This is a genomic window from Rhodoferax sp. (assembly GCF_030646845.1).
GTDB lineage: Bacteria > Pseudomonadota > Gammaproteobacteria > Burkholderiales > Burkholderiaceae_C > Rhodoferax.
In genome coordinates this window covers 19,694-42,611 of the sequence record NZ_JAUSLE010000020.1, presented here as the reverse complement: position 1 = coordinate 42,611, position 22,918 = coordinate 19,694, and the positions used below count along the sequence as shown (strand labels likewise).

The following is a 22,918-nucleotide window of genomic DNA, read 5'->3' as shown; positions in this document are numbered from 1 at the left end:
TTGCAGCCCACACATTCACATGACAAACCAATGAGGAATGCCTAGTGCGTGATTCCCATCCTCCGTTAGCGTGGTATCGCCAGCTTGCCGCTGTCGTGACGCAGCACATCTGGCTCAAGGCAACGGTGACGCCCCTGTTCATTGCCGTGTTTTTCGGGGCCTATCTATATTTGCTCAAGAGCCCGGTCTATCCAATCACCGTGATGCCTTTCACGGTGCTGGACCAATACATAGGTTTTCAACCCAGGGCCATCTGGCTGTACGTTTCGCTCTGGGTCTACGTCTCCTTGCCACCGGCCCTATTGGGCACCCGGCGTGAACTCTTTGACTATGCCGCCGCGATGGCTGCCACCTGCCTGATGGGTCTGGCGATTTTTTATTTCTGGCCAACCGCTGTTCCAGCCGCTCAGGTGGATTGGGCACTGCATCCCGGCATGGACTTCCTCAAAAGCATGGACGCAGGGGGGAATGCCTTCCCGTCACTGCACGTAGCCACAGCTGCTTTTTCAGCCCTCTGGTTCAGTTTTATTTTGAGCCGTTTTGGGGCGCCGCCTTGGGTGTTGGGCCTGAATTGGGCCTGGTGCGCCGGGATTGTTTATTCGACAGTCGCTACACGGCAACATGTCGTGGTTGACGTCGTCGCGGGCCTGGTTTTGGGTATCCTGGCTGCTCACCTCTCGTTACGGCGTCGTTATGTTCGAATTCCTCTTTGACTTTGCCTGGATTTCATGTTGAAAGCATTGCACCTCTCGTCTTTTACAGCTACCAGCGCGATGGGGCGTGGACTGGCGCAAACGCTGGATGCCTTGCGCCAGCGCCGTAGTGGGCTGCTGCCGTGTGCCTTCGATGACGTTGATTTGAAAACGTGTATCGGACAAGTGGCGGACGTGGATGCCGTCAAACTGCCCCCCAGGCTCGCTGCATTTGACTGCCGCAACAACCGGCTCGCACAACTGGCGCTGGAACAAGATGGCTTCGTGACAGCCGTCAGAACAGCGATCGAGCGCTACGGCGCGATGCGGGTCGGCGTCTTTATTGGAACCAGCACGGCGGGCATTCTGCAAACCGAACTGGCCTACCGTCGGCGTGCCCCCCTGACTGGTGCCTTGCCGGCCGATTTCAACTATCGCGGCACACACAGCACGTTTTCCGTTGGCGACTTCACACGCCGGTATTTCGACCTGACAGGGCCAGCCGTCGTGGTGTCTTCGGCCTGTTCGTCCAGCGCCAAAGTGTTCAGTTCAGCGCGTCGGATGCTGGCGGCCGGCTTGATCGATGCAGCGGTGGTTGGTGGCGTCGATTCCCTGTGCCTGACCACCCTGTATGGCTTCAACTCGCTGGGCCTGCTGTCGGATCAGGCCTGCCGCCCATTTGACGAACATCGCAACGGCATTTCGATCGGCGAAGCCGCCGCGTTTGCCCTGTTGGAACGCGTGCCCGATCATCTTGCCGCCAATGCCGTGCTGCTGCTCGGCGTCGGCGAGTCGAGCGATGCGTATCACATCTCCTCGCCGCATCCGGAAGGCCTGGGTGCCCGCATGGCGATGCAGGATGCGCTGACGATGGCCGGTTTGCGCCCCGCTGATATCGACTACATCAATCTCCACGGCACCGCCACCCAGAGCAACGACGAGGCCGAAGGCAAAGCGGTGATGTCCCTGTTTGGGCCAGATACGCCGTGCAGTTCGACCAAAGGTGCCAGCGGCCACACACTGGGCGCGGCCGGCGGCCTGGAAGCGGTGATTTGTGCGCTGGCACTGCAACACGGTTTGCTGCCAGCCGGCGTGAATACCACGCGCATTGATCCCAGGCTGGGCGTCAACTACCTGTTGACCAATCGCGAACAGGCCGTCTCCCATGTACTGAGCAACTCATTCGGCTTTGGCGGTACCAACTGCAGCCTGGTTTTTGGAAAAGCAGGTTAAGCCATGACACTCACCGCCTACATTGAAGGAATTGGTCTGCTGGGGCCGGGTTTGAATAACTGGCCGAGTGCGCAGGCTATTTTGCTGGGTCAGCAGGCTTATGCCCCCAGCAAGACCGTGTTGCCAACGCCGACCTTGCTGCCACCCGCCGAGCGCCGGCGCAGTGGTGCGATTGTCCGGCTCACCCTGGCGATTGGCCTGGAGGCCGTTGCCATGGCGGCGCGAGACGCCACCCAACTGAGCAGCGTGTTTTCCGCGTCCAGTGGCGATGGTGAAAACTGCCATGCCATCTGTGAAGCGCTGGCCTCGGATGACCGGGCCATCTCCCCAACCCGGTTTCATAACTCAACCCACAATGCGGCCGCCGGCTATTGGGGCATCGCCACCGGTGCAATGACCAGTGCATCCGTCTTGAGTGCGTTCGATGCAAGTTTTGGTGCCGGTCTGCTCGAAGCCATGAGCCAGGTCGTTGTCGATCAGACGGGTACGGTGTTGCTGGCCTATGACACACCCTATCCGGAACCCCTGCACAGCGCCCGCCCGATCAGCGATGCCTTTGGCATGGCGCTGGTCCTGGCGCCACAGGCCAGCGAACACAGCCTGGCATGCATCAGCGTTGAACTGACCGACGCGGCAGCACATACGCTTGAAGACACGGCTCTTGAAAATCTGCGTCTGGGGATACCAGCTGCACGCGGTCTGCCCTTGTTGCGGGCCCTGGCCTTGCGCGCACGAGAACAAGTGGTGCTGGATTACTTTGACAGCTGTCGTCTCCTGGTGACCCTTACGCCGTGCATTGCTTCGCACATGGACCCGTGTTGAATTCCACCGCACTCGACCACACCTGGATTGCCGCGCATATTCCACACCACGGCACCATGTGCCTGCTCAACAGCGTGCAGGCGTGGGACCAGGTCAGGATCCAGTGTGACGCCGTCAGCCACCGCGACCCGGCCAATCCGTTGCGCGCACACGGTCGACTGGGCGCCGTGTGCGGCATCGAATACGCGGCACAGGCCATGGCGATACACGGCGCTTTGCAGGCCGGGCCAGCCCTCAGTTGCCCCCGCGTCGGCTACCTGGTCAGTGTTCGCAGCGCGACCTTGTATACAGCGCGCCTGGACGACATTGCTGCCGACCTCCTGATCGAGACCAGCTGCGTCACGGCCAGTGCCAACAACATTCTGTACGAGTTCAACATCAGCGCTGCCGGCCAATTGTTGCTGGCAGGCCGCGCCGCCGTGGTGCTGGATGCCGCAGCACTGCACATCACTGGAGCGTCTTCATGAAAACTGCACTGGTTACCGGTGGCAGCGGCGGCATGGGTGCCGCCATCTGTCGCCGTCTCGCGGCCGATGGCTGTCATGTTTATGTGCATGCCCATCATGGCGTGGCGGCGGCGCAAGAGGTGGTTGACAGCATTCTTGCCAGTGGTGGCAGTGCCGAAACCCTGGTGTTTGACGTGACCGACAGTGCGGCCGTCGCGCAAGCACTCAATCCGGTGATCGAACACCAGCCCATCCAGATTCTGGTCAATAACGCCGGCATTCATGACGACGCGATCTTCCCGGGCATGCGGGCCGAACAATGGCATCGGGTTCTTGACGTGTCGGTGAATGGCTTTTTCAACGTCACCCACACCTTGATGATGCCCATGATTCGCAGCCGCTGGGGCCGCATCGTGAATGTCTCATCCATCGCGGCCCTCACCGGCAACCGCGGCCAGGTGAATTATTCGGCAGCCAAAGGCGCGATCAATTCGGCCACCAAATCGCTGGCGCAAGAAGTGGCCAGCCGCGGCATCACGGTGAACGCCGTGGCGCCCGGCATCATTGATACAGCCATGATCGCCTCGACATTCAAGGCGGAAGACATAGTCCGACTGGTGCCGATGAAGCGGGTGGGCAAGCCCTCGGAGGTGGCAGATCTGATTGGCTTTCTCGCCTCCGAACAGGCGGCCTACATCACCGGCCAGATCATCTCGATTAATGGCGGCATGATCTAACGGCAACCACAAGCATTCATGACGATCGCCAACACACTGAGCACCCAAAAAACCGAAGCGCTGCTGTTCTTCACTCTGATGCAGCTCACGGTGATCGTGCTGGCCGCCCGCATTGGCGGCGGCGTTGCGCTGCGCATTGGTCAGTCGATGGTGGTGGGCGAAATTGTCATCGGCATCCTGCTGGGGCCCTCGCTTTTTGGGCTGCTCGCGCCTGACCTATTTCAGTACGTGTTTCACTCCGGTGCACCTGAGCCGATGCAGATGCTGTCGCAGATCGGGCTGGTGCTGCTGATGTTTCAGATTGGTCTGGAATTCGACTTTTCGCACCTGAGCGCACAACGCAACCGCAGGGCGGTGATGTGGATCGCCAGCTTCAGCCTGGTAGCTCCGTTTGTACTGGGTTTCATCGTTGGTCAAGCCAGTGCCGCCACTTTGTCACCCGGCGCGCATCCGCTGGGTACGGCGCTGTTTGTGGCGACCGCTTTCTCCATCACGGCGCTGCCTATCCTCGGGCGCATCATGATGGAGTTCAACATGACGCGCACCCCGATCGGCGTCATTGCCATCAGTGCGGCGGCGATCAATGACGTCATCGGCTGGCTGCTGCTGGCGCTGATCACGACCCTGACACTGTCCAATTTCGATGCGCCGAGCTTTGCGCTCAAGGTGGTGCTGGTGCTGGGCTTTTTCCTGGCCAGCTGGTTCTTGATTCGCCCGCTGATGAAACGCATCCTGCACCGCTGCGACGCACAATCCGGCGCCTTGTCGCACAACCTGCTGGGCATCGTGCTCGCGGGCATTTTCCTGTCGGCCATGACCACCTACCAGCTGGGGATATTTGCGATTTTCGGCGGCTTCATGATGGGCGTTCTATTGCACGATGAACATGCGTTTGTACGCGCATGGACCACGCGCATCAGCCCGTTTGTGATGGTGTTTTTTCTGCCCATCTTCTTCACCTACACCGGCCTTCGCACCAACATCGGCAGCCTCGATACCCTGGGTGCCTGGGGCTGGTGCGCGCTCATCGTCTTCCTCGCCACAGTAGGCAAATTTGGTGGCGCTTACCTTGCCGCACGGGCGGCGGGCATGAACCACCATGAAGGCAAGGTCATGGGTGTCATGATGAATACGCGCGCGCTGATGGAGCTGATCGTCATCAATGTCGGCTACGACCTCGGCGTGATCTCGCAACAGATGTTCACCATCCTCGTCATCATGGCTATTTTCAGCACCGTGGTGACCTCGCCGTTGCTGCGTGTCTGGCTGCCGCGTATCGGCATCCCGATGCCGTCACGCTCGGAAAAGTTGGCTCGCACGGCGCATGAGCAGCATGGGTAGGCGCAAGACAAAACCGATGAACAGCCGCGTGTGCATCCAGGTCAGCAAGACGTTGTCGCGCAAATAGCGGAAGTGCGAGACCCCGCCTTCGTCAGCGCTCAGGTAGCGAACACGGGCCGGCAAATTGACGGGTTTCACGCCGCTCCAGCACAGCCGCACCGCCGCTTCAGGGTCAAAATCGAAGTGGCGCATCCAGGGTTGACGCTGCATGACCTTGCACAGCGGCGCAATCGGATAGACACGAAAGCCGAACAGCGAGTCGCCAATGCCCGCCCACAAGGTCTCCAGATTGGCCCACCAGTTGGACACCTGTCGGCCCTTGACGCGCAAACTCGGCGCGCTGGCGTCGAATACGGGCACGCCCAGGATCATGGCCTGCGGCTGCCTGGTCGATTCAGCCATGAACGCCGGGATGCGGTCGGCCGGGTGCTGACCGTCGGAGTCCATCGTCAGGGCGTGGGTGTAGCCGGCCTCGGCGGCCAGTTGAAAGCCATGCAGGACCGCCGCGCCCTTGCCCTGGTTGCGCGGCAAATGGACAACCCGTAAGCCGGGGTCGTCCACGGCCAGGGCCTGCAAGCCGGCTGCCGTACCGTCGGTACTGCCGTCGATGATCACCCACACGGGATTCCAGTATTGGCGTGCATCGCGCACGGTTTCAAAGACTTTGCTGCCAGGGTTGTAGCTGGGAATGATGACGACATGGGTGCTGGATGCGGTCATAAAGATTCGGTAATGAGGTTAGATTGGCGGGGCCGCATCCGATGCGGACAGCTCGCCGGTTGCATAAAAGGCGGAACCGTGGATCAATTCGTTGGCAAAGTAGTCATGTAATTCAACCATGAAGCGCTGGGTGTTTGACGGTGGATCGAAACGACGTCCCAAACGCACCCGATAGGTGATGGGCATGACTGGCTTGCGAAACAGTGGCCACCCTTTGCCAAGGTATCGGGTATCGGTTTCGATCAAAACGGTTTGAATCGGCATTTGCGCCTGCTGGGCGATCAGGCCGATGCTGCCTTTGAGCGGGTTCACCGGGTCGTGCGTGGTGCGCGTACCTTCTGGAAACAACAACAGGTGACTGCCACACTGGAAGTCCTGGACCGCCAGATGAATCATCTGGCGTAAGGGTTCGCTTCCGATGTAGCGCGCCAAACGTGAGCCGGCACCGAGAAAAACATTGTCCATCAGGCTGGATTTCATCACGCAAGCGACGTTGGGCAGGCGCGAGATCACCATCACAGCGTCCAGCAAACTGGGGTGGTTGGGCGCAATGATGAGGGGGCCTTCATGGCGCAAGGCGTCCAGCGCGCTCAAGTCGAAATGACAGCGTCGCGACGCACTTAGGCTGGCAAGGTACAAGCGAAAAGCCATCATGACCACCCAGCGTCCGAGTGCACGACCCCGATCTACGGGTAACAAAGGGTAGAGGATTGCCGCGATCAAGGTCCAACCCAGACATAGCAACCCAAGCCAGGTCAAGCCCAGGTACAGCACCAGATAGTCGTAGAGTCCCAGTAATCTGCGCATGTAGTAACGACTACGCCGGACGCGGCACACTGGCTCCATTTTTCAGACAGGCGAGTTTCTTCCCCATCAGCGCACGGTCGCTACCGCCCCGTCAACCGGTCTGATATTGCGCCTGCGCATCTTCCAGGCCAGGAAGGTGCGTTTCAGCGTGAACAGGGAGCCGAGATAGTAGATTATCTTGAAGATCACGATTGAACGCCGCGTGGGTGTGGTGCCGTAGACGTCACCTGCCAACACGGAGAGCAAGGCTTCTTTGACTCGAAATGGATTGGCCGGATTCATGAACATATCGCGCATGGTGGGATTGGTCACGCGATAGATAAACCAGGAAAAAATTTTGGGTCCGTGGCGCAGGCGCTGATCAAACTTCTTCAAAGCCGCTGCCGCCTGGTCGGGATGGCGCAGGCAAGTGTCCACCGTATCGGCGCCATCAAAAGCATTTTGCATCGCCAACATCACACCGGATGAAAAGACCGGATCGATAAACGCAAATGCATCGCCAAGCAGCAGATAGTTATCGCCATGGGTGCGCTCGCACGCGTAGGAGAAATTGCCCGTCGCCTCCGCCGCAGTTTGCATCCGCGCGTCTTCGAGGCGTTGCGCCAGTTGTGGGCACAGGGCGATGGTTTCTTCAAAGAATTCATCCAGTGGCTTTTGAGCCCGTGTTTTCAGGTAATACGGCCAGGTCACGGCACCGATGCTGGTTAAACCATCCGTCAGCGGAATAAACCAGAACCAACCATGCGCAAACCAGAAAATCGTGATGTCGCCTTCTTGTTTTCCAGCATCTCGCTTGGCACCGGTAAAGTGCGCGTAAATGGCCGTGCTGTTGTGTTTCTTGCTGCTATTTTTTATTTTAAGGCGATTGCCGAGAAAGGTGTCGCGTCCGGACGCGTCAAGCACAAAGCGGGTGTTCCAGGACTCCAGCCGTCCGTCGTCGTGGCGCGCCTGCACCAGTGCACCCTTTGAGTCCGACAGGAAAACCACTTCCTTGACCTGGCAGCCTTCGATGACATTTGCGTTCTTTTGGGCCGCATTGCGAATCAATATCTCGTCGAACTCAGACCGTCGAACCTGGTAGGACATGGGCATTGATTTATCCCACGCATCAGCAAACTCAATCGTCTGCTCATGCGCATGCACAGGTGACACGAATCGAGCGCCCCATTTCTCCATGCCAATTGCGCGCACAGCATCGGCGACTCCCAACTTCTCCAGCAAAGGCAAATTTGCGGGCAACAGAGATTCACCAATATGAAACCGCGGGTGATGGGCTTTTTCCAGCAAGGTGACCTTGTAGCCACGCTCCGCCAGTAACGTGGCGGCAGTGGAGCCAGCGGGCCCTCCGCCTATGACAAGAACATCGCATTCGGATGGTTTTATGAGTGGAGGCATCATGTTGTTATTGGTATGCATTCTTGAGCGACTCCCTCGGGCGAATTTGCCAGCGGTTTCGGGGGTGAGTCAGCCAGAGGCAGTCAGATCACCCGGACGCGAATCACGTGGTCGATAGCCTGAATCCCCTTGACCACAGCTTCACCCGGCGGGGTTTCGACGTCGATGATGTTGTAAGCCAGTTCGCCACGGCTCTTGTTCACCATGTCGATCACATTGACCTGGTTGTCTGCCAGTACCGACAGCACGTGGCCCAGCACACCTGAGACGTTGTCGTTGGAGAACGTGATGCGTGTGGTGCCGGGCGTGCGTCCCATGCTGACGTTGGGGAAATTCACCGAGTTCGTGATGTTGCCGTTTTCCAGGTAATCCTTCAGCTGGTCGGCTGCCATCACGGCACAGTTTTCCTCGGACTCCTCGGTACTGGCGCCAATGTGTGGCATCGCAATCACCCTGGCATGGCCCAACAGGGCCGGCTCGGGGAAGTCGCACACGTAACGGCCCAGTCTGCCGCCATCCAGGCTGTGCAGCACGGCGGCGGAGTCCACGATCGTCTCGCGGGCAAAGTTGAGCAGGACGGCGCCTTGCTTGACACCGGCCAGTGCGTCGGCGTTGATCATGTGGCGCGTGGCGTCCATGGCCGGCACATGCAACGAGATGTAGTCCGAGCGCGCCAGCAGCGCCGGCAGATTTTCCATGCGTGTGACCTCGTTGGACAGGCGCCAGGCCGCGTCAATGGAGAGGGCCGGATCGAAGCCCACGACCTTCATGCCCAAGGCCAGGGCCATGTCCGCGACCATCGAGCCAATCGCACCCAGGCCCACAATGCCCAGCGTCTTGCCCTTGATCTCGCCGCCGGCGAAGCGGGCTTTTTCTTTCTCCAGCAGTTGCGACATTTCGGCGGCGTCGGTCATGCTGGTGAGCGACTGCACATAGTCGATGCCGGCCAGGATGCCGCGCGTGGCCAGCAACATGCCGGCCATGACCAGTTCTTTCACGGCGTTCGCGTTGGCGCCGGGCGTGTTGAAGACCACGATGCCCTGTTTGCCATAGTCGACGACTGGCACGTTGTTGACACCGGCTCCCGCGCGTGCCACCGCCACCAGGGACGGGGGCACCGGCTCGCCATGCAGTTTCTGGCTGCGCAGCAGGTACGCGTCCGGGTGCGTCATGTCGCTGCCTACCTCATAGGACTGGCGCGCAAACCGCTCCAGGCCCTTGACCGAGATCTGGTTGTAAGTCTTGACTTTGTACATGGACAGTGCTTTCCAGAAGAGCAGGCGGGGCAGGACGGACAAGCTCAGGTCAGGCGCTGACCTTGTGGTAGGCCCAGCTCAGCCAAGGCATCAGGGCTTGAAGGTCAGTCGCCTCCACGGTGGCGCCACACCAGATGCGAATGCCAGCCGGTGCATCCTTGTAGGCGCCAATGTCGCAGGCCACGCCTTCGGTGTCGAGCAGCTTCACCACCTGCTTGACCTGGTCGTCACCGAGCTTCAAGGTCAAACAGACGCTGGTGTTGGAGCGCGTGGCGGGGTCTTTGGCCAGGAAGGAAATCCAGTCGTTGGCCGCGACAAAGTCAGAGATCACCTTCAAGTTGGCTTCACTTCGCGCCATGGTGGCCTGGACGCCACCAATGCGCTCCACCCAGGCCAGTGCGTCCAGATAGTCGGACACGCACAGCATGGACGGCGTGTTGATGGTCTCGCCCTTGAACAGTCCTTCGGTCAGCTTGCCGCCGGAGGTCATGCGAAACAGCTTGGGCATGGGCCAGGGCGGGGTATAGCTTTCCAGTCGCTGCACCGCGCGCGGGCTGAGAATCAGCATGCCATGCGCACCTTCGCCGCCCAGCACTTTTTGCCAGGAGTAGGTGATGACGTCCAGCTTGTCCCAAGGCAGTTCCATGGCGAACACGGCGGAGGTGGCGTCGCATATGGTCAGGCCGGCACGATTGGCAGGAATCCAGTCACCGTTGGGCACTTTGACGCCAGAGGTGGTGCCATTCCAGGTGAACACCACGTCGTGATCGAAGTTGACCTTTGAGAAATCGGTGATGTCGCCGTAGCCGGCTTCCAGCTTCGTCACATTGGGCAGCTTGAGTTGCTTGACGATGTCCGTTACCCAGCCCGAGCCGAACGATTCCCAGGCCAGCACATCCACGCCGCGTGGCCCGAGCAGGGACCACAGCGCCATTTCGACCGCGCCGGTGTCCGAGCCCGCCACCACCGCGACCCGGTAGCCTTCAGGCAAGCCCAGAATGCGTGCGGTCTCCGAACAGCACAGGCCCAGGGCCTTCTTGCCCAATGCGGAGCGGTGCGAGCGCCCCAAGGTGTCGAGCTGCAAGTCCGCCACGTTGTAACCGGGGCGTTTGGCGCACGGGCCGGAAGAGAAATTGGGATTTTTGGGTTTGACCGTGGGTTGCATGGGGACTCGCTTCCAGAGAGCAAATGAGACGGGACTGGAGGAGTGCTTGCGCAGCGCAGGCGAGCAGTCTCCAGGCGAAAAATCATTGTAGCAATCCGTCCTGGCTGTGGTGCGCATCGGATAGAAGGCGGCCCAGTTCCTTCTTGACCACGGCATAGCATTCGCAGGCGTGAGTCTCCAGCTTGGGTCGATCAATCACGGCAATGTGGCCGCGCCGGTAACTGATGAAGCCTGCGCGCTGCAGCTTCCCGGCGGCCTCCGTCACGCTTTCGCGTCGCACGCCGAGCATGCTGGCTACCAGTTCCTGCGTCATGACCAACTCATGCGAGGGAACCCGGTCCAGGGTCAACAGGAGCCAGCGGCATAGTTGCTGCTGCACCGAATGGTGCCGGTTGCAGACCGCAGTCTGGGATATCTGTGTCATCAGCGCCTGGGTGTAACGCAGCAGCAAACGCTGCATCAAGCCACCGCGATGGAATTCCTGCTGCAGCGTCCGGTGCTCCAGGCGATAAGCGTGTCCGGCGGTCTGGACCACCGCTGAGCTGGAGGTGGTGTCGCCGCCCATGAACAGTGAAATGCCGACCATGCCTTCATTGCCTACCCCTGCGATTTCGGCTGAGGCACCAGACTCCGTGACATAGTGCAGGGACACGATGGCCGTGGTTGGAAAATAGGCGTGCTGCAACCGGCCGCCGGGCGCATAGAGCATTTGACCGAGTGCCAGCGGGACCAGCTCCAGCCCGGCAGTCCGGGGCTCGTATTCCGCCGCAGCCAGCGCGGCGAGAAGCTGATTCTGATTTGGATGGTGGAATGAAGACATACGATACAGAGGCCTATGAATTTGACAGTTCTTCGACTTCGTGGGCCCACGCGTCGGCACTCGCCTCATAGAAGGCATGGCCGATCTGCTGCCGCTTGGCGCGGTACATCGCTGCATCGGCGTTCTTGAGCAGTGACTCGGCGGTCGCGCCATCAGCGGGACATATCGCGATGCCGATACTGGGGCGCACAGTGAGCTTGAGTGGCCCGATCTTGACGGGCGCCGACACGGCGTCGAACAACTTGCAGGCCAGATGGCGCAGTTGCTCCTGATTGGGAAAATCCCACAGCAGACACGCGAACTCGTCACCTCCCAGGCGACTCACCACGTCTTCGCAACGCAGCGTCTGGGTCAACCGGCCCGCGACAATCTGGAGCAGCTCGTCGCCAATGGCGTGCCCGTAGGTGTCATTGACCGGCTTGAAGCCATCAAGGTCAAGGTACAGCACGGCGAGCGACTGGCGCGGGCGGTTGGCGTCGGCCAATGCCTGATTGAGTCGCTCGCCGAAGAGGCCCCGATTTGGCAGTGAGGTCAGGCTGTCATGCTGAGCCAGGTGCCGTGCACGCTTTTCCTGGACCTGCGTACCGGCAAGTTCTGCACGGGATTGCACCAGAGCGGTTCGCGTGTCAAAAATCTCCAGTTCCAGTCGCTGGCGCCGGCTGAGTTCCTGTTGTTGGGTTTTGTGGAGCTGGTCCAATGCCTCGACGCATTCCAGCACGCTTGTGCGGACCCTGTCCGCTGTTTCCTGTGGCTGGCTCCCGGGTGTTGCCCCGAGGTGGTCGCCAACGCTCAGCCGCAGTCGCTCTTTGACGGCGCAGAAGAGGGCGTCCCAATCCTCGATGGCGACATCGGATGCCTGGGGTGGCAGCGGTTCGCGCGCAAGCGGCGTCACGCGGCCGGCGACGCCGACGTCATCGAACTGGGCGTGGGCCCAGGGCCTGTCGACGGCGGCACTGCGGGCCTCCATACAGCGAGATTTCAACTCCGGGAAAGGGCTGACGGAATTTGCCATCGTCCGCGCTGTATGCGTCAGGTTCACGGCCACGGAGGCGTGTGCGGGAGCGAGTCGGAACATGTCGGCGTCCTTGCTGGAATAGATTGATGGATAGGCCCCCCAGGGGGAGGCCCGCCCGGCACCCGACGCAACGCGCTGACTTCAACTGATAACATGGCTACAGCGCGCCGGGCAGGACACCGGACTGCAATGTAAGCGTGCCGTTCCATGCCCCTTGTGTGAAAAGACATGCTGCGATGCATGTATGGTTTTCGTACAACAGAAAGGAAAATTCGATGACCGAAGTTCGCTGCAGCGAGTGCCCTCTCAGGGCCCTTCCGCTGTACATCGCGCATAGCCCCGAGGAACTCGCTCTGGTGCAGTCGCTGAAACGACGCGAGCTCAGCATGGGCGCGGGCGAAACGCTGATCCACGAGGGTCAGACCGATGCCCCGCTCTACACGCTGCTCAGTGGCTGGGCCTTTCGCTTCAAGACCCTGAGCGACGGGCGCCGCCAGATTCTGAGTTTCCTGCTCGCGGGCGACTTCATTGGTGTCCAGCAAAAAATGGGCGACGCGGCTGCCCATGGCGTGATGACGCTGACCGAGGCTGTGTTGTGCGTCTTCCAGCGTGATTCCTTGTGGGAGCTGCACCGGCAGTCGCCTTCAATGGGGTTCAACATTACCTGGCTGACCGCGCACGAGGAGTCTCTCGTCGACGACACATTGCTGTCCGTCGGGCGGCGAAACGCGGAAGAGCGCATCGCAACGCTATTGATCCTGCTTTTCAAGCGCGCCGCGGCGCTGCAGGCAGATGGTGGCACCTCGGGTGTGCCATTCCCGCTGACGCAACAGCACGTTGCTGACGGTTTGGGCCTCTCGCTCGTCCATACCAACAAGACGCTGCGCAAGCTGGAGCAGCGCGGCCTGCACCGCATCAGTGATGGGCGGCTGTACATGCGTGACGTCAAGGCGCTCGCGCGCCTGGCGGACTTGTACGGCGATGGCCGTCCGCCGCAGCGTCCGCTGGTTTAGGCGGCTGGCGGGTCAGGCATCCGGGCCGGAGCCCGGCCAAGTGCGAATTGCCGGGCGACGAAGGCCCAGATCATGCGCGACGCGTCCGGGCCTTTCGGATCGCTGTACGCCTGCCCGGCGGCGCCGCCACTCCACGCATGACCTAGCCCGTTGACTTCGCACAGGGTCGCGACCAGCCGGTCGCGCGTTCGGTAGTCGGTAATCGTGGCGGCGTAGCGTGCGCCGCGTTGAACGGTACGCGGCGCACGCGGTTGCGCGCCCTCCCGGGCGGCCCACAAGCGTGCTACCGCGGCACCGTTGCTGGGCGCGACGACGTGGTCGGCGCTGCCCTGGATCACCAGCAGCGCGGGCAGGTGCGCACCGGTCGCCAGGGGCACAAGCGGCACGCTGGCGGCCCGGCGTCCGCGCATCGCACTGAGCGCCGTCGCCGAAGAATGCGCGGCGCCCGGTGCGACGCCCGAGTGCATGGCGATGGCCTGATAGCGCTCCGGATGGCGTGTCGCCAGCAGCGCGGCCATCCCGGCGCCCGCCGAAAGACCAGCCAGCGCGATGCGTTCCGGGTCCACCGGTTGCAGCAGGCGAACGTGACTGATCGCGGCGTCAATCGTGTCGGCCTCGCGCTGGGCCCGGCCCGTGCGCGTGTCGTACCAGTTCCAGCAGCCTTGCCCGTTGGAGAGGCGGTCCTGCTCCGGATAGAGCACGAAGAAACGCTCGCGAGCGGCAATCCGGTTCATCTGGCTGCTCGCGGCCAGCGCCTGGGCGTCCTGGCCGCAGCCGTGCAGCATGACCACCAGCGGCAGACGCTCGGTGCGCCGCACGCCAGGCGGCTTGAAGAGCCAGTAGCGTCGCGCGCCTGCTGCGCCGACGGCAACGCCTGCGCTCCAGCTCGTTCCTGCGGCGGGTGTCCGCTTCGCCAGGGTGGATTTGCGCGCGCTCGGCGCAGCACGTAGCGTCTGCTTGAGCGCCTTGGAGCCGGCGCGCACAGCGGTGCGCGTCATCGCGCTCAGTGTGCGCTGGAATGAGCGACTCAAAAAAGGGTTTGCTTGGCGCCTTGCCATGTCTTTCAGTGTCAGTCCGGACCTGGTGCTGCGGGTCTTTGAGGGTCGATGGACCAGCGGCGACAGCCTGCTGTAGTCCCTGTGAATCAGAACAAGTCTAGTCCAGACCTTGCTGATTCAAACCGCCTTTGATAATGCCCTTTTATGTGCGCTGGCACCCTGTGGTTTCATCAAATCTGTGCTGCATGGATCATGTCCACCGCCGTCTCAGCCATGATGAGGGCCGGCTCAGGGGTGCGGTTTCACGACTGGGTGGCTGCTTTTATACTTCGCCCTTATGAGCCCGCCGTCTTCCCTGCTGTCGCCGGACCTGATTGCCTTGGTGGATGGGGGCGTGTCCGCTATCGTCAGCTCATGCGATGCCGCGCTGCGCCCCAGCATCATGCGGGCGGTCGGCAGCACCATCACGCCAGACGGCCGGTCGATCACGGTGTACCTGTCGCGCCGGCAGTCCCGCCAGCTGCTGCAGGACGTGGCCGCCAACGGGCGCATTGCCGTGGTGTTCAGCGAGCCATCCAGCCACCGCACCGTGCAGGTCAAGGCCGCCAGCGTGCTCACCCGCAGTGCGTTGCCATCGGACCAGCCGCTGCTGCAACGTTACCTGGCCGCGATGCAGGAGAAGATCAGCGAGGTGGGCTTTGGCCACGCTTTCACGCGGGCCATGCTGGCCTGCCAGCTCGATGACCTTGTGGCCATCAGCTTCGAGCCTGCACAGGCGTTTGACCAGACGCCAGGCCCCAGGGCCGGTGCTTCCCTGTCTGCGGCTGCCACCGGGAGTGCTGAATGAGCGGCCCGGCGCTGGGCGCCATCCGGCCCTGTCTGGAAGGGGCCATTCCGGCAATGATGGCCACCTGCGCCGCCGATGGCACGCCCAATGTGGCCTATATTTCTCAGGTGTATTACGTGGATGAGCGTCACGTGGCCCTGTCCTTCCAGTTCTTCAACAAGACGCGCCAGAACATACTGGCCAACCCGTATGCCAGCGTGCTGGTGCTGCACCCGGTCACGGCGGAGTTTTTCCGGCTCGGTATCCGTTACCTGCGTACCGAAACTGAGGGCCCGCTATTTGAAGGCATGAAGGCGCAACTGGCGGGCATTGCGTCGCACAGTGGGATGGCCAGTGTGTTTCGGTTGCGGGGCTCCGACGTCTACGAAGTGGAGGCCATTGAAGCCCTGGAAGGTGAGCCGCTGCCCGCGCCGCCAGCGCGCTGCGGCATGCTCGGCGTCGTGCGTCGCTGCAGCGAGCGGTTGTCGAACTGCACGGCCCTGGACGAATTGTTGAATGCGGCGCTGGCCACACTGACTGATTTCATGGCGGTGCGTCATGCCATGGTGCTGATGCTCGACCCCGTCACCCAGCGCCTGTACACCGTGGCCAGTTGCGGGTATGCCACGTCGGGAGTGGGTTCGGAGATCGACATGGGCGACGGTGTGATTGGCGTGGCGGCGCGCGAGCGCACACCGGTGCGCATCATGCATGTGACCAGCGCCTACCTCTACAGCCGGGCGGTGCGCAGCAGCCTGCGGGCCGACAGCCCCGGACTCCCGCTGGATGTGGACATTCCTTACCCCGGTCTGAGCGAGCCGCACAGCCAGCTTGCCGTCCCCATCATGTCGGCCGGGCGTTTGCTGGGGGTCCTGTTTGTCGAAAGCCCTGACGACCTGCAGTTCAGCTTTGAAGACGAAGACGTGCTGGTCGCCGTGGCTGGCCATCTGGGTGCGGCCATTGATTTGCTGCAGGCGACGAGCGACGTGGCCGAGGTCGCCCTGGCGGTCGGGCCATCGGCAGTGTCCGCACCCGGCATCCCTCTGCAGCTGCGCCGCTACAACGCCAACGACAGCGTCTTCATCAACGACACGTATCTGGTGAAGGGTGTGGCTGGCGCGATCTTCTGGAAGTTGCTGACTGACTACGCTCAGCACGGCCGCACCGAGTTTTCCAATCGAGAGTTGCGGCTGGATCCTTCCATTCACCTGCCTGATGTCACGGACAACCTGGAGGCGCGCCTGCTTTTGCTGCAGCGCCGCCTGGTTGAGCACAGTCTGCACATCCGGATCGAAAAGACCGGCCGGGGGCGTTTTCGGCTGTCGGTGAATCGCCCGGTGCAGTTGGCTGAAATTCCCGCCTGAGGCTTTACTGGTAGCCAACCAGTCCCGGCACCGGCGGCAAAGCCAGGCTGCGAGCCAGCTTGAGCCACTCGGGGTCTTTGAGGTGCGGTCGAACCATGTCGATGACGGCGGCAAAAGCCGGCGCCGGCGCATGGCGTTGCATGTCGGAGAGCATTGCGGTGCGCTCGGCCGGGTTCATGAAGGGCACGATCCACCTCACTTCGCGCATCAGCTCGTCCGGTGGAATTGAGCTGACCAGCGCCTGGTGGATGCTTTCCAGTTCGGCATCGGTGTAGCGTGACCAGAGAACGGCGCTGAGGGCGGTCTCCTCCGTGTGCATGTGCTGGAAGTTATGGGCGACGAACAGAGCCAGCCGCCGGTAAAGATCCAACGCGGCAGACGCGCGTGCCGTCCCGGGTCGACCGTTCAGCTCTGCCACCATCTCCCTGAGTTCGGTGATGGTCTGCTCGTGTTCCTGGTGTTCATGTGTCACAGCTGCACTGCCGCCTGGAGCGCGGGCCTCGATGGCGGTGTGAATGAACTCGTTTTCGTGCTGCAGGTGTGCTGCGCAAAAGTCCAGCAGTGCGAGTACACGCTGGCTAACCTGGGCGACGTCATTTTCATCGTCGGGGTCCATTCGCCCCGCGCTCAGCAGTGCATCGGCCATGCAGGCCCGCAGCGCCTTGTGAATACCCACATAGATATCCAGGCGTGGAGTGGCCTGCGCAGCCATCAGTTCAGTCATTTCTTTAGGGTCAATTTTCATGGTTTCCTTCTTTTCCCGGCCTGGTGCAGGCCCGGCGGTGGTTTCGAGGCGGACGACACCCCATGTGCCGTCAACCTGAAAAGAAGTCTAAAAAAATGCCACCCGCGCCGCTGCTAAGAATTGCTTACCGTTTTCCTAAAAATATCTTAAACAGCAAAGGCACGCGCTCAGGGAGCCAATGACTGCCCACGTTTTTGCTCTGTTGCAGATTCAAACGGCTCAGTATTGCGCCGCCTTGATCATGTCCGCCGCCTTCTCGGCAATCATGATCACGGGCGCATTGGTGTTGCCGCCCACGATACGCGGCATGATGGACGCGTCCACCACGCGCAGGGCGTCGATGCCGCGCACACACAAGCGCGCATCCACCACGTCCAGCGGGCCATTGCCCATGCGGCAACTGCCGACCGGGTGGTAGATGGTGTCGGCGTGGTCGCGGATGAAGTGCTCGATCTGGGCGTCGCTCTGCGCGGCTGCTGAGGCGGGCAGTTCCTTGCCGTGAATGGTCGCCAGTGCGGGCTGCGACAGAATGTGGCGCATCAGCTTGAAGCCGCGCATCAGGCGGTCCATGTCGTCCCGCACACCCAGAAAATTGGGGTCGATCAATGGTGGTGCCAGCGGGTCCTTGCTGTCCAGCCTGACGCTGCCGCGGCTGCGTGGGCGCAGCAGGCACACGTGGCAGGAGTAACCGTGGCCAAAGGTGGTGGTGCGGCCGTGGTTGACCAGCATGCCGATGACAAAGTGCAGTTGCAGGTCCGGGATGGGCTCGCTGGCCTGGCTCTTGATGAAGCCGCCCGCTTCGGCAAAATTGGTGGTGAGCATGCCGCTGCGCAACTTGCGCCATTCGAAAATGCCCTTGATGGCGCGCACCATGCCGGGCAGTGACAGGCCAAACAAATCTTTCGCCTGCGGGGCCTCTGCCACCAGCACCACATCGACGTGGTCGTGCAGGTTTTGCCCCACGCCGGGCAGGTCGTGCAGGGTGGCAATGCCGTTTTTCAGCAGGTGGTCATGCGGACCAATGCCGGACAGCATGAGGATCTGGGGTGACTGCAAGGCGCCCGCGCACAGCAGGACCTCTCGTTTGGCTTTGAGCTGCTTCACCTCGCCCTCGTGATGGAATTCCACCCCCACCGCGCGCTTGCGCTCCAGCAGGATGCGGGTGGTGTGGGCACCGGTGAACACGCGCAGATTGGGGCGGGAGCGGTTGGGCGTCAGGTAGGCCTTGGCTGCGCTGAAGCGTTCGCCATTTTTGTGCGTCACCTGGAACATGCCCACCCCTTCCTGGTCCGCGCCGTTGAAGTCGGGGTTGCGGGCAAAGCCGGCCCGTTGCCCGGCCTCCACAAACACCGGGCCAAAGCGGTTGGGGCTGCGCAAATCCATCACATTGAGTGGGCCGCCGGTGCCGTGAAAGGCGTCGGCACCGCGCTCGTTGTGCTCGGCGCGTTTGAAGTAGGGCAGCACATCTTCATACCCCCAGCCGGGGTTGCCTTCGGCCGCCCAGTGGTCGTAGTCAGCGCGGTGCCCGCGGGCGTAGATCATGGCGTTCACCGAACTGGAGCCACCCAGCACCTTGCCGCGGGGTTGGTAGCCCTGACGGCCATTGAGGCCCGGTTGCGGCACGGTGTCAAATTTCCAGTTGGCCTGGCCATTCTTGGCGATCAGGGCCAGCCCCGCCGGGCAGTGAATCAGCACGCTGCTGTCGGCGGGGCCAGCTTCCAGCAGCGCCACCGTGACGTCAGGGTTCTCGCTCAGCCGGGCGGCCAGCACGCAGCCGGCCGAGCCTGCGCCGATGATGATGTAGTCAAACATGTGTGTCTCCAGGGCACTTTGGTGATCGTCTGGCGGTGTGTCGGAAATGTACGCTACCGCAAACCCGGGAAGGCATGTACAGGGTTGTCACCGGGGCGACGCACGAACGAACGACGGCAGATCACGATACGATTTCCAACTCGGTACGCATTGAGGAAAGACAAACATGAATGACACTCCGGTTCCTTTTGAAGGTTGTATCACCTGCGAGCGGCGCGGCCATGTGCTGCTGATCGGCATGAATCGCCCGGCCAAACTCAATGGCTTTACGCCCGCCATGTTCCGTGAACTCGGCGAGGCCTATACCCGACTGGACGACGACCCCGAACTGCGCGTCGGCGTGCTTCACGCTTTTGGCGCGCACTTCACGGCGGGGCTGGATCTGCCCACCATTGCGCCCCTGATGCGCCGCGGCGAAAAGGCCATTCCGCTGGGCCTGGTGGACCCGCTCAATCTGGGTTTGCCGGGCTATCGGCGCCGTACCAAGCCCATGGTGGCGGCGGTCAAGGGAATCACCTACACACTGGGCATCGAGTTGATGCTGGCCGCCGATATCGTGGTCGCGGCCGACGACTGCCGGTTTTCCCAGCTGGAGGTAAAGCGCGGCATCATGGCCACCGGTGGCGCCACGCTGCGCATGGCCGAGCGGGCAGGGCAGGGCAATGCCATGCTGCACCTGTTGACCGGCGATGAGTTTGGCAGCGCCGAGGCGCTGCGTCTGAACTTCGTGCAGAAGGTGGTGCCCGCCGGTGACGAGTTGGCCGAAGCGCTGCGCCTGGCGGACCTGATTGCCGCGCAGGCGCCGCTGGCCGTCGTGGCGACACGGCTGAATGTGCTCAAAGCCATCGAGCATGGCCCGCTGGTGGCGATGCATGACTTCATCGATGTACAGCAAAGGCTGTCGAACAGCGACGACGCGGCTGAGGGGGTGAACTCGTTTCTCGAGAAGCGCGCCGCCCGGTTTACGGGGCGCTGACTTTTTTCAAGCTCGAATCAGTGGCCGGCATCTTCTGGTTTACGCAATTAAATTGCACGCAATTTAATTGCGTGATACATTAACGCCATGTCAACGCCAAACCCAGCCTCCCAACCCAATCCCGCCCTGCTGCTGGACAACCAGTTGTGTTTTGCGCTGTATTCCACGTCGCTGGCCATGACCAAGCTCTACAAGCCGCTGCTCGAAGCCCTGGGGCTCACCTACCCGCAGTACCTGGTGATGCTGGTGCTGTGGGAGCAGGATGATGTGTCCGTGTCGGAACTCGGCGAGCGCCTGTTTCTGGACTCCGGCACGCTGACGCCGTTGCTCAAGCGCATGGAGGCGGCCGATCTGCTGGCACGCACCCGATCGAAGCAGGACGAGCGTCGGGTGCATATATCCCTGACCGCCGTGGGCCGCAAGCTCAAGGCGCGGGCCGCCAGGGTGCCGGGCTGCGTGGTCAGCGCCACCCACTGTCCTATCCCTGACCTGATGGCACTCACCCAAAAGGTTCAGGCCCTGCGCCGCCACTTGGCTGTCTGAAGCCGCACGGATCTCTTGATCCCCTCAACCGTTCTCTTCTCAACCGCTTCAATTCAAGAAGCATTATTTTCAGGAACCACCATGGTCACCAAAGTCGAAAAAGTCATCTACCAAGCCCACGCCACTTCCACCGGCGGTCGGGACGGCACCACCAAAACATCGGATGGATTGCTGGACCTCAAGCTCACGGTGCCCAAGGAAATGGGCGGCGCGGGCGGTGGCGTCAACCCCGAGCAGCTGTTTGCGGCGGGCTACAGCGCCTGCTTCATTGGAGCCATGAAATTCGTCGCCGGTGCGCAAAAGATCGCCATGCCCGCCGATGCGTCCATCAATGCCACAGTGGGCATTGGCCAGATTCCTGCGGGCTTCGGCATTGAGGTGCAAATGGTGGTGAACCTGCCGGGCATGGACCGTGAAGTCGCCCAGGCCCTGATCAGCAAGGCACACGAAGTTTGCCCCTACTCCAACGCGACGCGCGGCAACATTGAAGTGACTCTTACGCTGGCGTAATTTCCAGGTGGTGCTGGCGTAATCACCCTGTCACCTTGGTGGCCCGCCCCGATTGTCGGCGCGGGTCGTTTCGTTTAAGGTGGCGCCATGACCACACTTGATTTTCTGGTTCGAAAAGACCAGCTCGCCACCACCGAACTTCGCTGGACACAGGACCTGCCCTTGAGCGACGGCGAGATCCGCCTGCGCATCGACAAGTTCGCGCTGACATCCAACAATATCACCTACGCTGCCTTTGGCGACGCGATGAACTATTGGTCTTTCTTCCCGGCCAGCCCGTCAGACGACGGCAATTGGGGACGTATCCCGGTCTGGGGTTTCGGGACGGTGATGCAGTCACTGCATCCCGGTGTGGCGGTGGGCGAGAAGCTTTATGGTTATTACCCTATGTCCAGCAGTGTGGTGTTAAAACCAGCGCGTCTGTCGCCCGCCGGGTTCTCGGATGGCGCCGCGCACCGGGCCAGTCTGCACCCGGTATACAACCAGTATTTGCGCTGCAGCGCCGACCCGTTTTACACAGCCGACACCGAAGACACGCAGGCCCTGCTGCGACCGCTGTTCATCACCTCGTGGCTCATCGATGACTTTCTCGCCGACAACGATTTCTTTGGTGCCGTCGTGGCGGGCGGCCAACCTGCGCTTATGTTGTTGTCCAGTGCCTCCAGCAAAACTGCGTATGGCACCGCGTTCCAGCTGGCGCAGCGCGCGGGTATTGACGTGGTGGGTTTGACCTCAGCGGCGAATGTCGGGTTTTGCGAAAGCCTGGGGTGCTACCACCGCGTGCTGACCTACGACCAGCTCGACCAGCTCGACGCAGCCGCTGCATGCCTCTACGTCGACTTTGCCGGTAACGCCGACCTGCGCCGTGCCATTCACAGCCGGTTTGCGAACCTGAAGTACAGCAGCTCCATCGGCGGCACGCACGTCGACCAGCTCGGGGGTGCCAAAGACCTGCCCGGTCCCCGGGCCACCCTGTTCTTTGCCCCGGCACAGATCAAGAAGCGCAATTCGGACTGGGGTGCCGAGGGACTGGGGCAGCGCCTGGTCCAGGCCTGGCAGGCTTTTGTCGCGAAAGTCAGTGATCCGGCCGGTGCGTGGCTGGTGGTCGAGCAGCATCAGGGGCCCGTGGCAGTCGAGGAGGCTTACCGTCAGGTGCTGGGTGGGCGGGGAGACCCGCGCCGGGGCCACATGCTGTCGCTGAGCTCAGGCCAGGGCAATCGCTAGGGGGCGTTGCGCAGGGCCTGGAATTCACGCAATTCGTCATGCAGGCTGCGCACCTCAACGCGCAGCGCGCCAATCTCGTGCATCAGGTCGCGCTCAATTTGCCGCTCTTCAACTTCGACGAACATGGCAGCAACCGAGGCTGTGACCAGCGAGAGCACCGCCAGGCCAAGCAACACGACGAGCACCGAGAACACGCGCGACGCGTGGGTGCTGGGCACAATGTCGCCATAGCCCACGGTGGCTGCCGTGGTGAAGGCCAGCCACAGTCCGTCGCTCAGGGTGATGGCGGTGGGCTCCAGGATCCAGAAGCCAACGCCGCCCAAGCCCAGGATGAAGAGACAAAGAACCAGCGAGTAAATCAGGCCGCGTCGGGTAATGAATCGTTTACGTTGTTGCCATTTCATACTCGGGGACTGTACATGGCCTTGATGCCGGAGATGCTTGACTTGCATCAAAGA

General features: G+C 61.7%; 24 protein-coding genes. 13 read left to right on the top strand and 11 right to left on the bottom strand.

All coding sequences use genetic code 11. The annotated features are described in order from the left end of the window. Positions 1 to 44: 44 nt before the first annotated feature. The 6 genes from Q7T10_RS05125 to Q7T10_RS05100 are packed head-to-tail and all read left to right on the top strand — an operon-like array spanning position 45 to position 5,271. Entirely contained in the window at positions 45 to 713 is a 669-nt protein-coding gene (locus tag Q7T10_RS05125; protein ID WP_304746644.1) for a phosphatase PAP2 family protein, read from the top strand. 18 nt (positions 714 to 731) lie between these two features. Further along, the gene (locus Q7T10_RS05120) at positions 732 to 1,925 is read left to right on the top strand and encodes a beta-ketoacyl-[acyl-carrier-protein] synthase family protein (RefSeq protein WP_370653730.1); all 1,194 of its coding nucleotides are present in this window, start codon (positions 732 to 734) and stop codon (positions 1,923 to 1,925) included. Positions 1,926 to 1,928: 3 nt separating this feature from the next. Beyond that, positions 1,929 to 2,747 (top strand): beta-ketoacyl synthase chain length factor, encoded by an 819-nt coding sequence (locus Q7T10_RS05115; RefSeq protein ID WP_304746640.1) that lies wholly within the window; start codon positions 1,929 to 1,931, stop codon positions 2,745 to 2,747. Positions 2,748 to 2,803: 56 nt separating this feature from the next. Continuing rightward, a complete protein-coding gene (locus Q7T10_RS05110; RefSeq protein ID WP_304746672.1) occupies positions 2,804 to 3,214 on the top strand; it encodes a 3-hydroxylacyl-ACP dehydratase in 411 nt (136 codons plus the stop codon). Beyond that, complete coding sequence (gene fabG, locus Q7T10_RS05105; RefSeq protein WP_304746638.1) at positions 3,211 to 3,930, top strand: 3-oxoacyl-ACP reductase FabG; 720 nt, start codon at positions 3,211 to 3,213, stop codon at positions 3,928 to 3,930. The genes Q7T10_RS05110 and fabG overlap by 4 nt, the downstream gene beginning before the upstream one ends. Before the next feature lie 18 nt (positions 3,931 to 3,948). Next, positions 3,949 to 5,271, top strand: a complete 1,323-nt coding sequence (locus tag Q7T10_RS05100) for a cation:proton antiporter (protein ID WP_304746636.1) — start codon at positions 3,949 to 3,951, stop codon at positions 5,269 to 5,271. Here Q7T10_RS05100 and Q7T10_RS05095 read toward each other — a convergent pair. From Q7T10_RS05095 to Q7T10_RS05065, 7 genes are all read right to left on the bottom strand, one after another. Beyond that, entirely contained in the window at positions 5,224 to 5,991 is a 768-nt protein-coding gene (locus Q7T10_RS05095; RefSeq protein ID WP_304746634.1) for a glycosyltransferase family 2 protein, read from the bottom strand. The genes Q7T10_RS05100 and Q7T10_RS05095 overlap by 48 nt on opposite strands. An 18-nt stretch (positions 5,992 to 6,009) precedes the next feature. Continuing rightward, entirely contained in the window at positions 6,010 to 6,798 is a 789-nt protein-coding gene (locus tag Q7T10_RS05090) for a 1-acyl-sn-glycerol-3-phosphate acyltransferase (RefSeq protein ID WP_304746631.1), read from the bottom strand. A gap of 66 nt (positions 6,799 to 6,864) precedes the next feature. Further along, positions 6,865 to 8,214: an NAD(P)/FAD-dependent oxidoreductase gene (locus Q7T10_RS05085; protein ID WP_304746629.1), complete on the bottom strand. Its 1,350-nt coding sequence runs from the start codon at positions 8,212 to 8,214 to the stop codon at positions 6,865 to 6,867. Positions 8,215 to 8,276: 62 nt separating this feature from the next. Further along, positions 8,277 to 9,449 (bottom strand): phosphoglycerate dehydrogenase, encoded by a 1,173-nt coding sequence (locus tag Q7T10_RS05080; RefSeq protein WP_304746627.1) that lies wholly within the window; start codon positions 9,447 to 9,449, stop codon positions 8,277 to 8,279. Positions 9,450 to 9,498: 49 nt separating this feature from the next. Next, positions 9,499 to 10,614 carry a phosphoserine transaminase gene (locus tag Q7T10_RS05075; protein WP_304746625.1) on the bottom strand — a complete coding sequence of 372 codons (1,116 nt, stop codon included), beginning with the start codon at positions 10,612 to 10,614 and terminating at the stop codon, positions 9,499 to 9,501. An 82-nt stretch (positions 10,615 to 10,696) separates the two neighbouring features. Beyond that, the gene (locus Q7T10_RS05070) at positions 10,697 to 11,434 is read right to left on the bottom strand and encodes a Crp/Fnr family transcriptional regulator (protein ID WP_304746623.1); all 738 of its coding nucleotides are present in this window, start codon (positions 11,432 to 11,434) and stop codon (positions 10,697 to 10,699) included. Between the two features lie 13 nt (positions 11,435 to 11,447). Then, positions 11,448 to 12,509, bottom strand: coding sequence for a GGDEF domain-containing protein (locus Q7T10_RS05065; RefSeq protein WP_304746621.1), 1,062 nt, complete (start codon positions 12,507 to 12,509; stop codon positions 11,448 to 11,450). Positions 12,510 to 12,724: 215 nt separating this feature from the next. Between Q7T10_RS05065 and Q7T10_RS05060 the strand changes: the two genes are divergently transcribed. After that, complete coding sequence (locus Q7T10_RS05060; RefSeq protein ID WP_304746619.1) at positions 12,725 to 13,462, top strand: Crp/Fnr family transcriptional regulator; 738 nt, start codon at positions 12,725 to 12,727, stop codon at positions 13,460 to 13,462. Here Q7T10_RS05060 and Q7T10_RS05055 read toward each other — a convergent pair. Further along, entirely contained in the window at positions 13,459 to 14,460 is a 1,002-nt protein-coding gene (locus Q7T10_RS05055) for a PHB depolymerase family esterase (RefSeq protein ID WP_304746617.1), read from the bottom strand. The two genes, Q7T10_RS05060 and Q7T10_RS05055, sit on opposite strands and share 4 nt — an antisense overlap. 337 nt (positions 14,461 to 14,797) lie before the next feature. Between Q7T10_RS05055 and Q7T10_RS05050 the strand changes: the two genes are divergently transcribed. Both Q7T10_RS05050 and Q7T10_RS05045 read left to right on the top strand, forming a co-directional pair. Further along, positions 14,798 to 15,307, top strand: a complete 510-nt coding sequence (locus tag Q7T10_RS05050) for a pyridoxamine 5'-phosphate oxidase family protein (RefSeq protein ID WP_304746614.1) — start codon at positions 14,798 to 14,800, stop codon at positions 15,305 to 15,307. Then, entirely contained in the window at positions 15,304 to 16,650 is a 1,347-nt protein-coding gene (locus tag Q7T10_RS05045) for a GAF domain-containing protein (protein ID WP_304746612.1), read from the top strand. Before Q7T10_RS05050 ends, Q7T10_RS05045 begins: the two co-directional genes overlap by 4 nt. A 4-nt stretch (positions 16,651 to 16,654) precedes the next feature. Here Q7T10_RS05045 and Q7T10_RS05040 read toward each other — a convergent pair whose 3' ends face one another. Both Q7T10_RS05040 and Q7T10_RS05035 read right to left on the bottom strand, forming a co-directional pair. After that, entirely contained in the window at positions 16,655 to 17,395 is a 741-nt protein-coding gene (locus Q7T10_RS05040) for a hemerythrin domain-containing protein (protein ID WP_304746610.1), read from the bottom strand. 219 nt (positions 17,396 to 17,614) lie between these two features. Then, entirely contained in the window at positions 17,615 to 19,207 is a 1,593-nt protein-coding gene (locus tag Q7T10_RS05035) for a GMC family oxidoreductase (protein ID WP_304746608.1), read from the bottom strand. Between the two features lie 166 nt (positions 19,208 to 19,373). Between Q7T10_RS05035 and Q7T10_RS05030 the strand changes: the two genes are divergently transcribed. The 4 genes from Q7T10_RS05030 to Q7T10_RS05015 all read left to right on the top strand — a co-directional run bounded on the left by Q7T10_RS05030 (position 19,374) and on the right by Q7T10_RS05015 (position 22,460). Next, a complete protein-coding gene (locus Q7T10_RS05030) occupies positions 19,374 to 20,183 on the top strand; it encodes a crotonase/enoyl-CoA hydratase family protein (RefSeq protein ID WP_304746606.1) in 810 nt (269 codons plus the stop codon). 87 nt (positions 20,184 to 20,270) lie between these two features. After that, the gene (locus Q7T10_RS05025) at positions 20,271 to 20,726 is read left to right on the top strand and encodes a MarR family winged helix-turn-helix transcriptional regulator (protein WP_304746604.1); all 456 of its coding nucleotides are present in this window, start codon (positions 20,271 to 20,273) and stop codon (positions 20,724 to 20,726) included. Positions 20,727 to 20,807: 81 nt separating this feature from the next. Further along, positions 20,808 to 21,236, top strand: a complete 429-nt coding sequence (locus tag Q7T10_RS05020) for an organic hydroperoxide resistance protein (RefSeq protein WP_304746602.1) — start codon at positions 20,808 to 20,810, stop codon at positions 21,234 to 21,236. Positions 21,237 to 21,323: 87 nt separating this feature from the next. Next, positions 21,324 to 22,460: a DUF2855 family protein gene (locus tag Q7T10_RS05015; protein WP_304746600.1), complete on the top strand. Its 1,137-nt coding sequence runs from the start codon at positions 21,324 to 21,326 to the stop codon at positions 22,458 to 22,460. Here the strand turns inward: Q7T10_RS05015 and Q7T10_RS05010 are convergent. Beyond that, positions 22,457 to 22,864 (bottom strand): potassium channel family protein, encoded by a 408-nt coding sequence (locus Q7T10_RS05010; protein ID WP_304746598.1) that lies wholly within the window; start codon positions 22,862 to 22,864, stop codon positions 22,457 to 22,459. The two genes, Q7T10_RS05015 and Q7T10_RS05010, sit on opposite strands and share 4 nt — an antisense overlap. Positions 22,865 to 22,918: the final 54 nt, after the last annotated feature.

Excerpts from the sequence above, each read along its gene's own strand:
- Q7T10_RS05115 (WP_304746640.1), top strand. The coding sequence starts at position 1,929 with ATGACACTCACCGCCTACATTGAAGGAATTGGTCTGCTGGGGCCGGGT.
- Q7T10_RS05110 (WP_304746672.1), top strand. The coding sequence starts at position 2,804 with ATGTGCCTGCTCAACAGCGTGCAGGCGTGGGACCAGGTCAGGATCCAG.
- fabG (WP_304746638.1), top strand. The coding sequence starts at position 3,211 with ATGAAAACTGCACTGGTTACCGGTGGCAGCGGCGGCATGGGTGCCGCC.
- Q7T10_RS05100 (WP_304746636.1), top strand. The coding sequence starts at position 3,949 with ATGACGATCGCCAACACACTGAGCACCCAAAAAACCGAAGCGCTGCTG.
- Q7T10_RS05095 (WP_304746634.1), bottom strand. The coding sequence starts at position 5,991 with ATGACCGCATCCAGCACCCATGTCGTCATCATTCCCAGCTACAACCCT.
- Q7T10_RS05090 (WP_304746631.1), bottom strand. The coding sequence starts at position 6,798 with ATGCGCAGATTACTGGGACTCTACGACTATCTGGTGCTGTACCTGGGC.
- Q7T10_RS05085 (WP_304746629.1), bottom strand. The coding sequence starts at position 8,214 with ATGCATACCAATAACAACATGATGCCTCCACTCATAAAACCATCCGAA.
- Q7T10_RS05080 (WP_304746627.1), bottom strand. The coding sequence starts at position 9,449 with ATGTACAAAGTCAAGACTTACAACCAGATCTCGGTCAAGGGCCTGGAG.
- Q7T10_RS05075 (WP_304746625.1), bottom strand. The coding sequence starts at position 10,614 with ATGCAACCCACGGTCAAACCCAAAAATCCCAATTTCTCTTCCGGCCCG.
- Q7T10_RS05070 (WP_304746623.1), bottom strand. The coding sequence starts at position 11,434 with ATGTCTTCATTCCACCATCCAAATCAGAATCAGCTTCTCGCCGCGCTG.
- Q7T10_RS05065 (WP_304746621.1), bottom strand. The coding sequence starts at position 12,509 with ATGTTCCGACTCGCTCCCGCACACGCCTCCGTGGCCGTGAACCTGACG.
- Q7T10_RS05060 (WP_304746619.1), top strand. The coding sequence starts at position 12,725 with ATGACCGAAGTTCGCTGCAGCGAGTGCCCTCTCAGGGCCCTTCCGCTG.
- Q7T10_RS05055 (WP_304746617.1), bottom strand. The coding sequence starts at position 14,460 with ATGACGCGCACCGCTGTGCGCGCCGGCTCCAAGGCGCTCAAGCAGACG.
- Q7T10_RS05050 (WP_304746614.1), top strand. The coding sequence starts at position 14,798 with ATGAGCCCGCCGTCTTCCCTGCTGTCGCCGGACCTGATTGCCTTGGTG.
- Q7T10_RS05045 (WP_304746612.1), top strand. The coding sequence starts at position 15,304 with ATGAGCGGCCCGGCGCTGGGCGCCATCCGGCCCTGTCTGGAAGGGGCC.
- Q7T10_RS05040 (WP_304746610.1), bottom strand. The coding sequence starts at position 17,395 with ATGAAAATTGACCCTAAAGAAATGACTGAACTGATGGCTGCGCAGGCC.
- Q7T10_RS05035 (WP_304746608.1), bottom strand. The coding sequence starts at position 19,207 with ATGTTTGACTACATCATCATCGGCGCAGGCTCGGCCGGCTGCGTGCTG.
- Q7T10_RS05030 (WP_304746606.1), top strand. The coding sequence starts at position 19,374 with ATGAATGACACTCCGGTTCCTTTTGAAGGTTGTATCACCTGCGAGCGG.
- Q7T10_RS05025 (WP_304746604.1), top strand. The coding sequence starts at position 20,271 with ATGTCAACGCCAAACCCAGCCTCCCAACCCAATCCCGCCCTGCTGCTG.
- Q7T10_RS05020 (WP_304746602.1), top strand. The coding sequence starts at position 20,808 with ATGGTCACCAAAGTCGAAAAAGTCATCTACCAAGCCCACGCCACTTCC.
- Q7T10_RS05015 (WP_304746600.1), top strand. The coding sequence starts at position 21,324 with ATGACCACACTTGATTTTCTGGTTCGAAAAGACCAGCTCGCCACCACC.
- Q7T10_RS05010 (WP_304746598.1), bottom strand. The coding sequence starts at position 22,864 with ATGAAATGGCAACAACGTAAACGATTCATTACCCGACGCGGCCTGATT.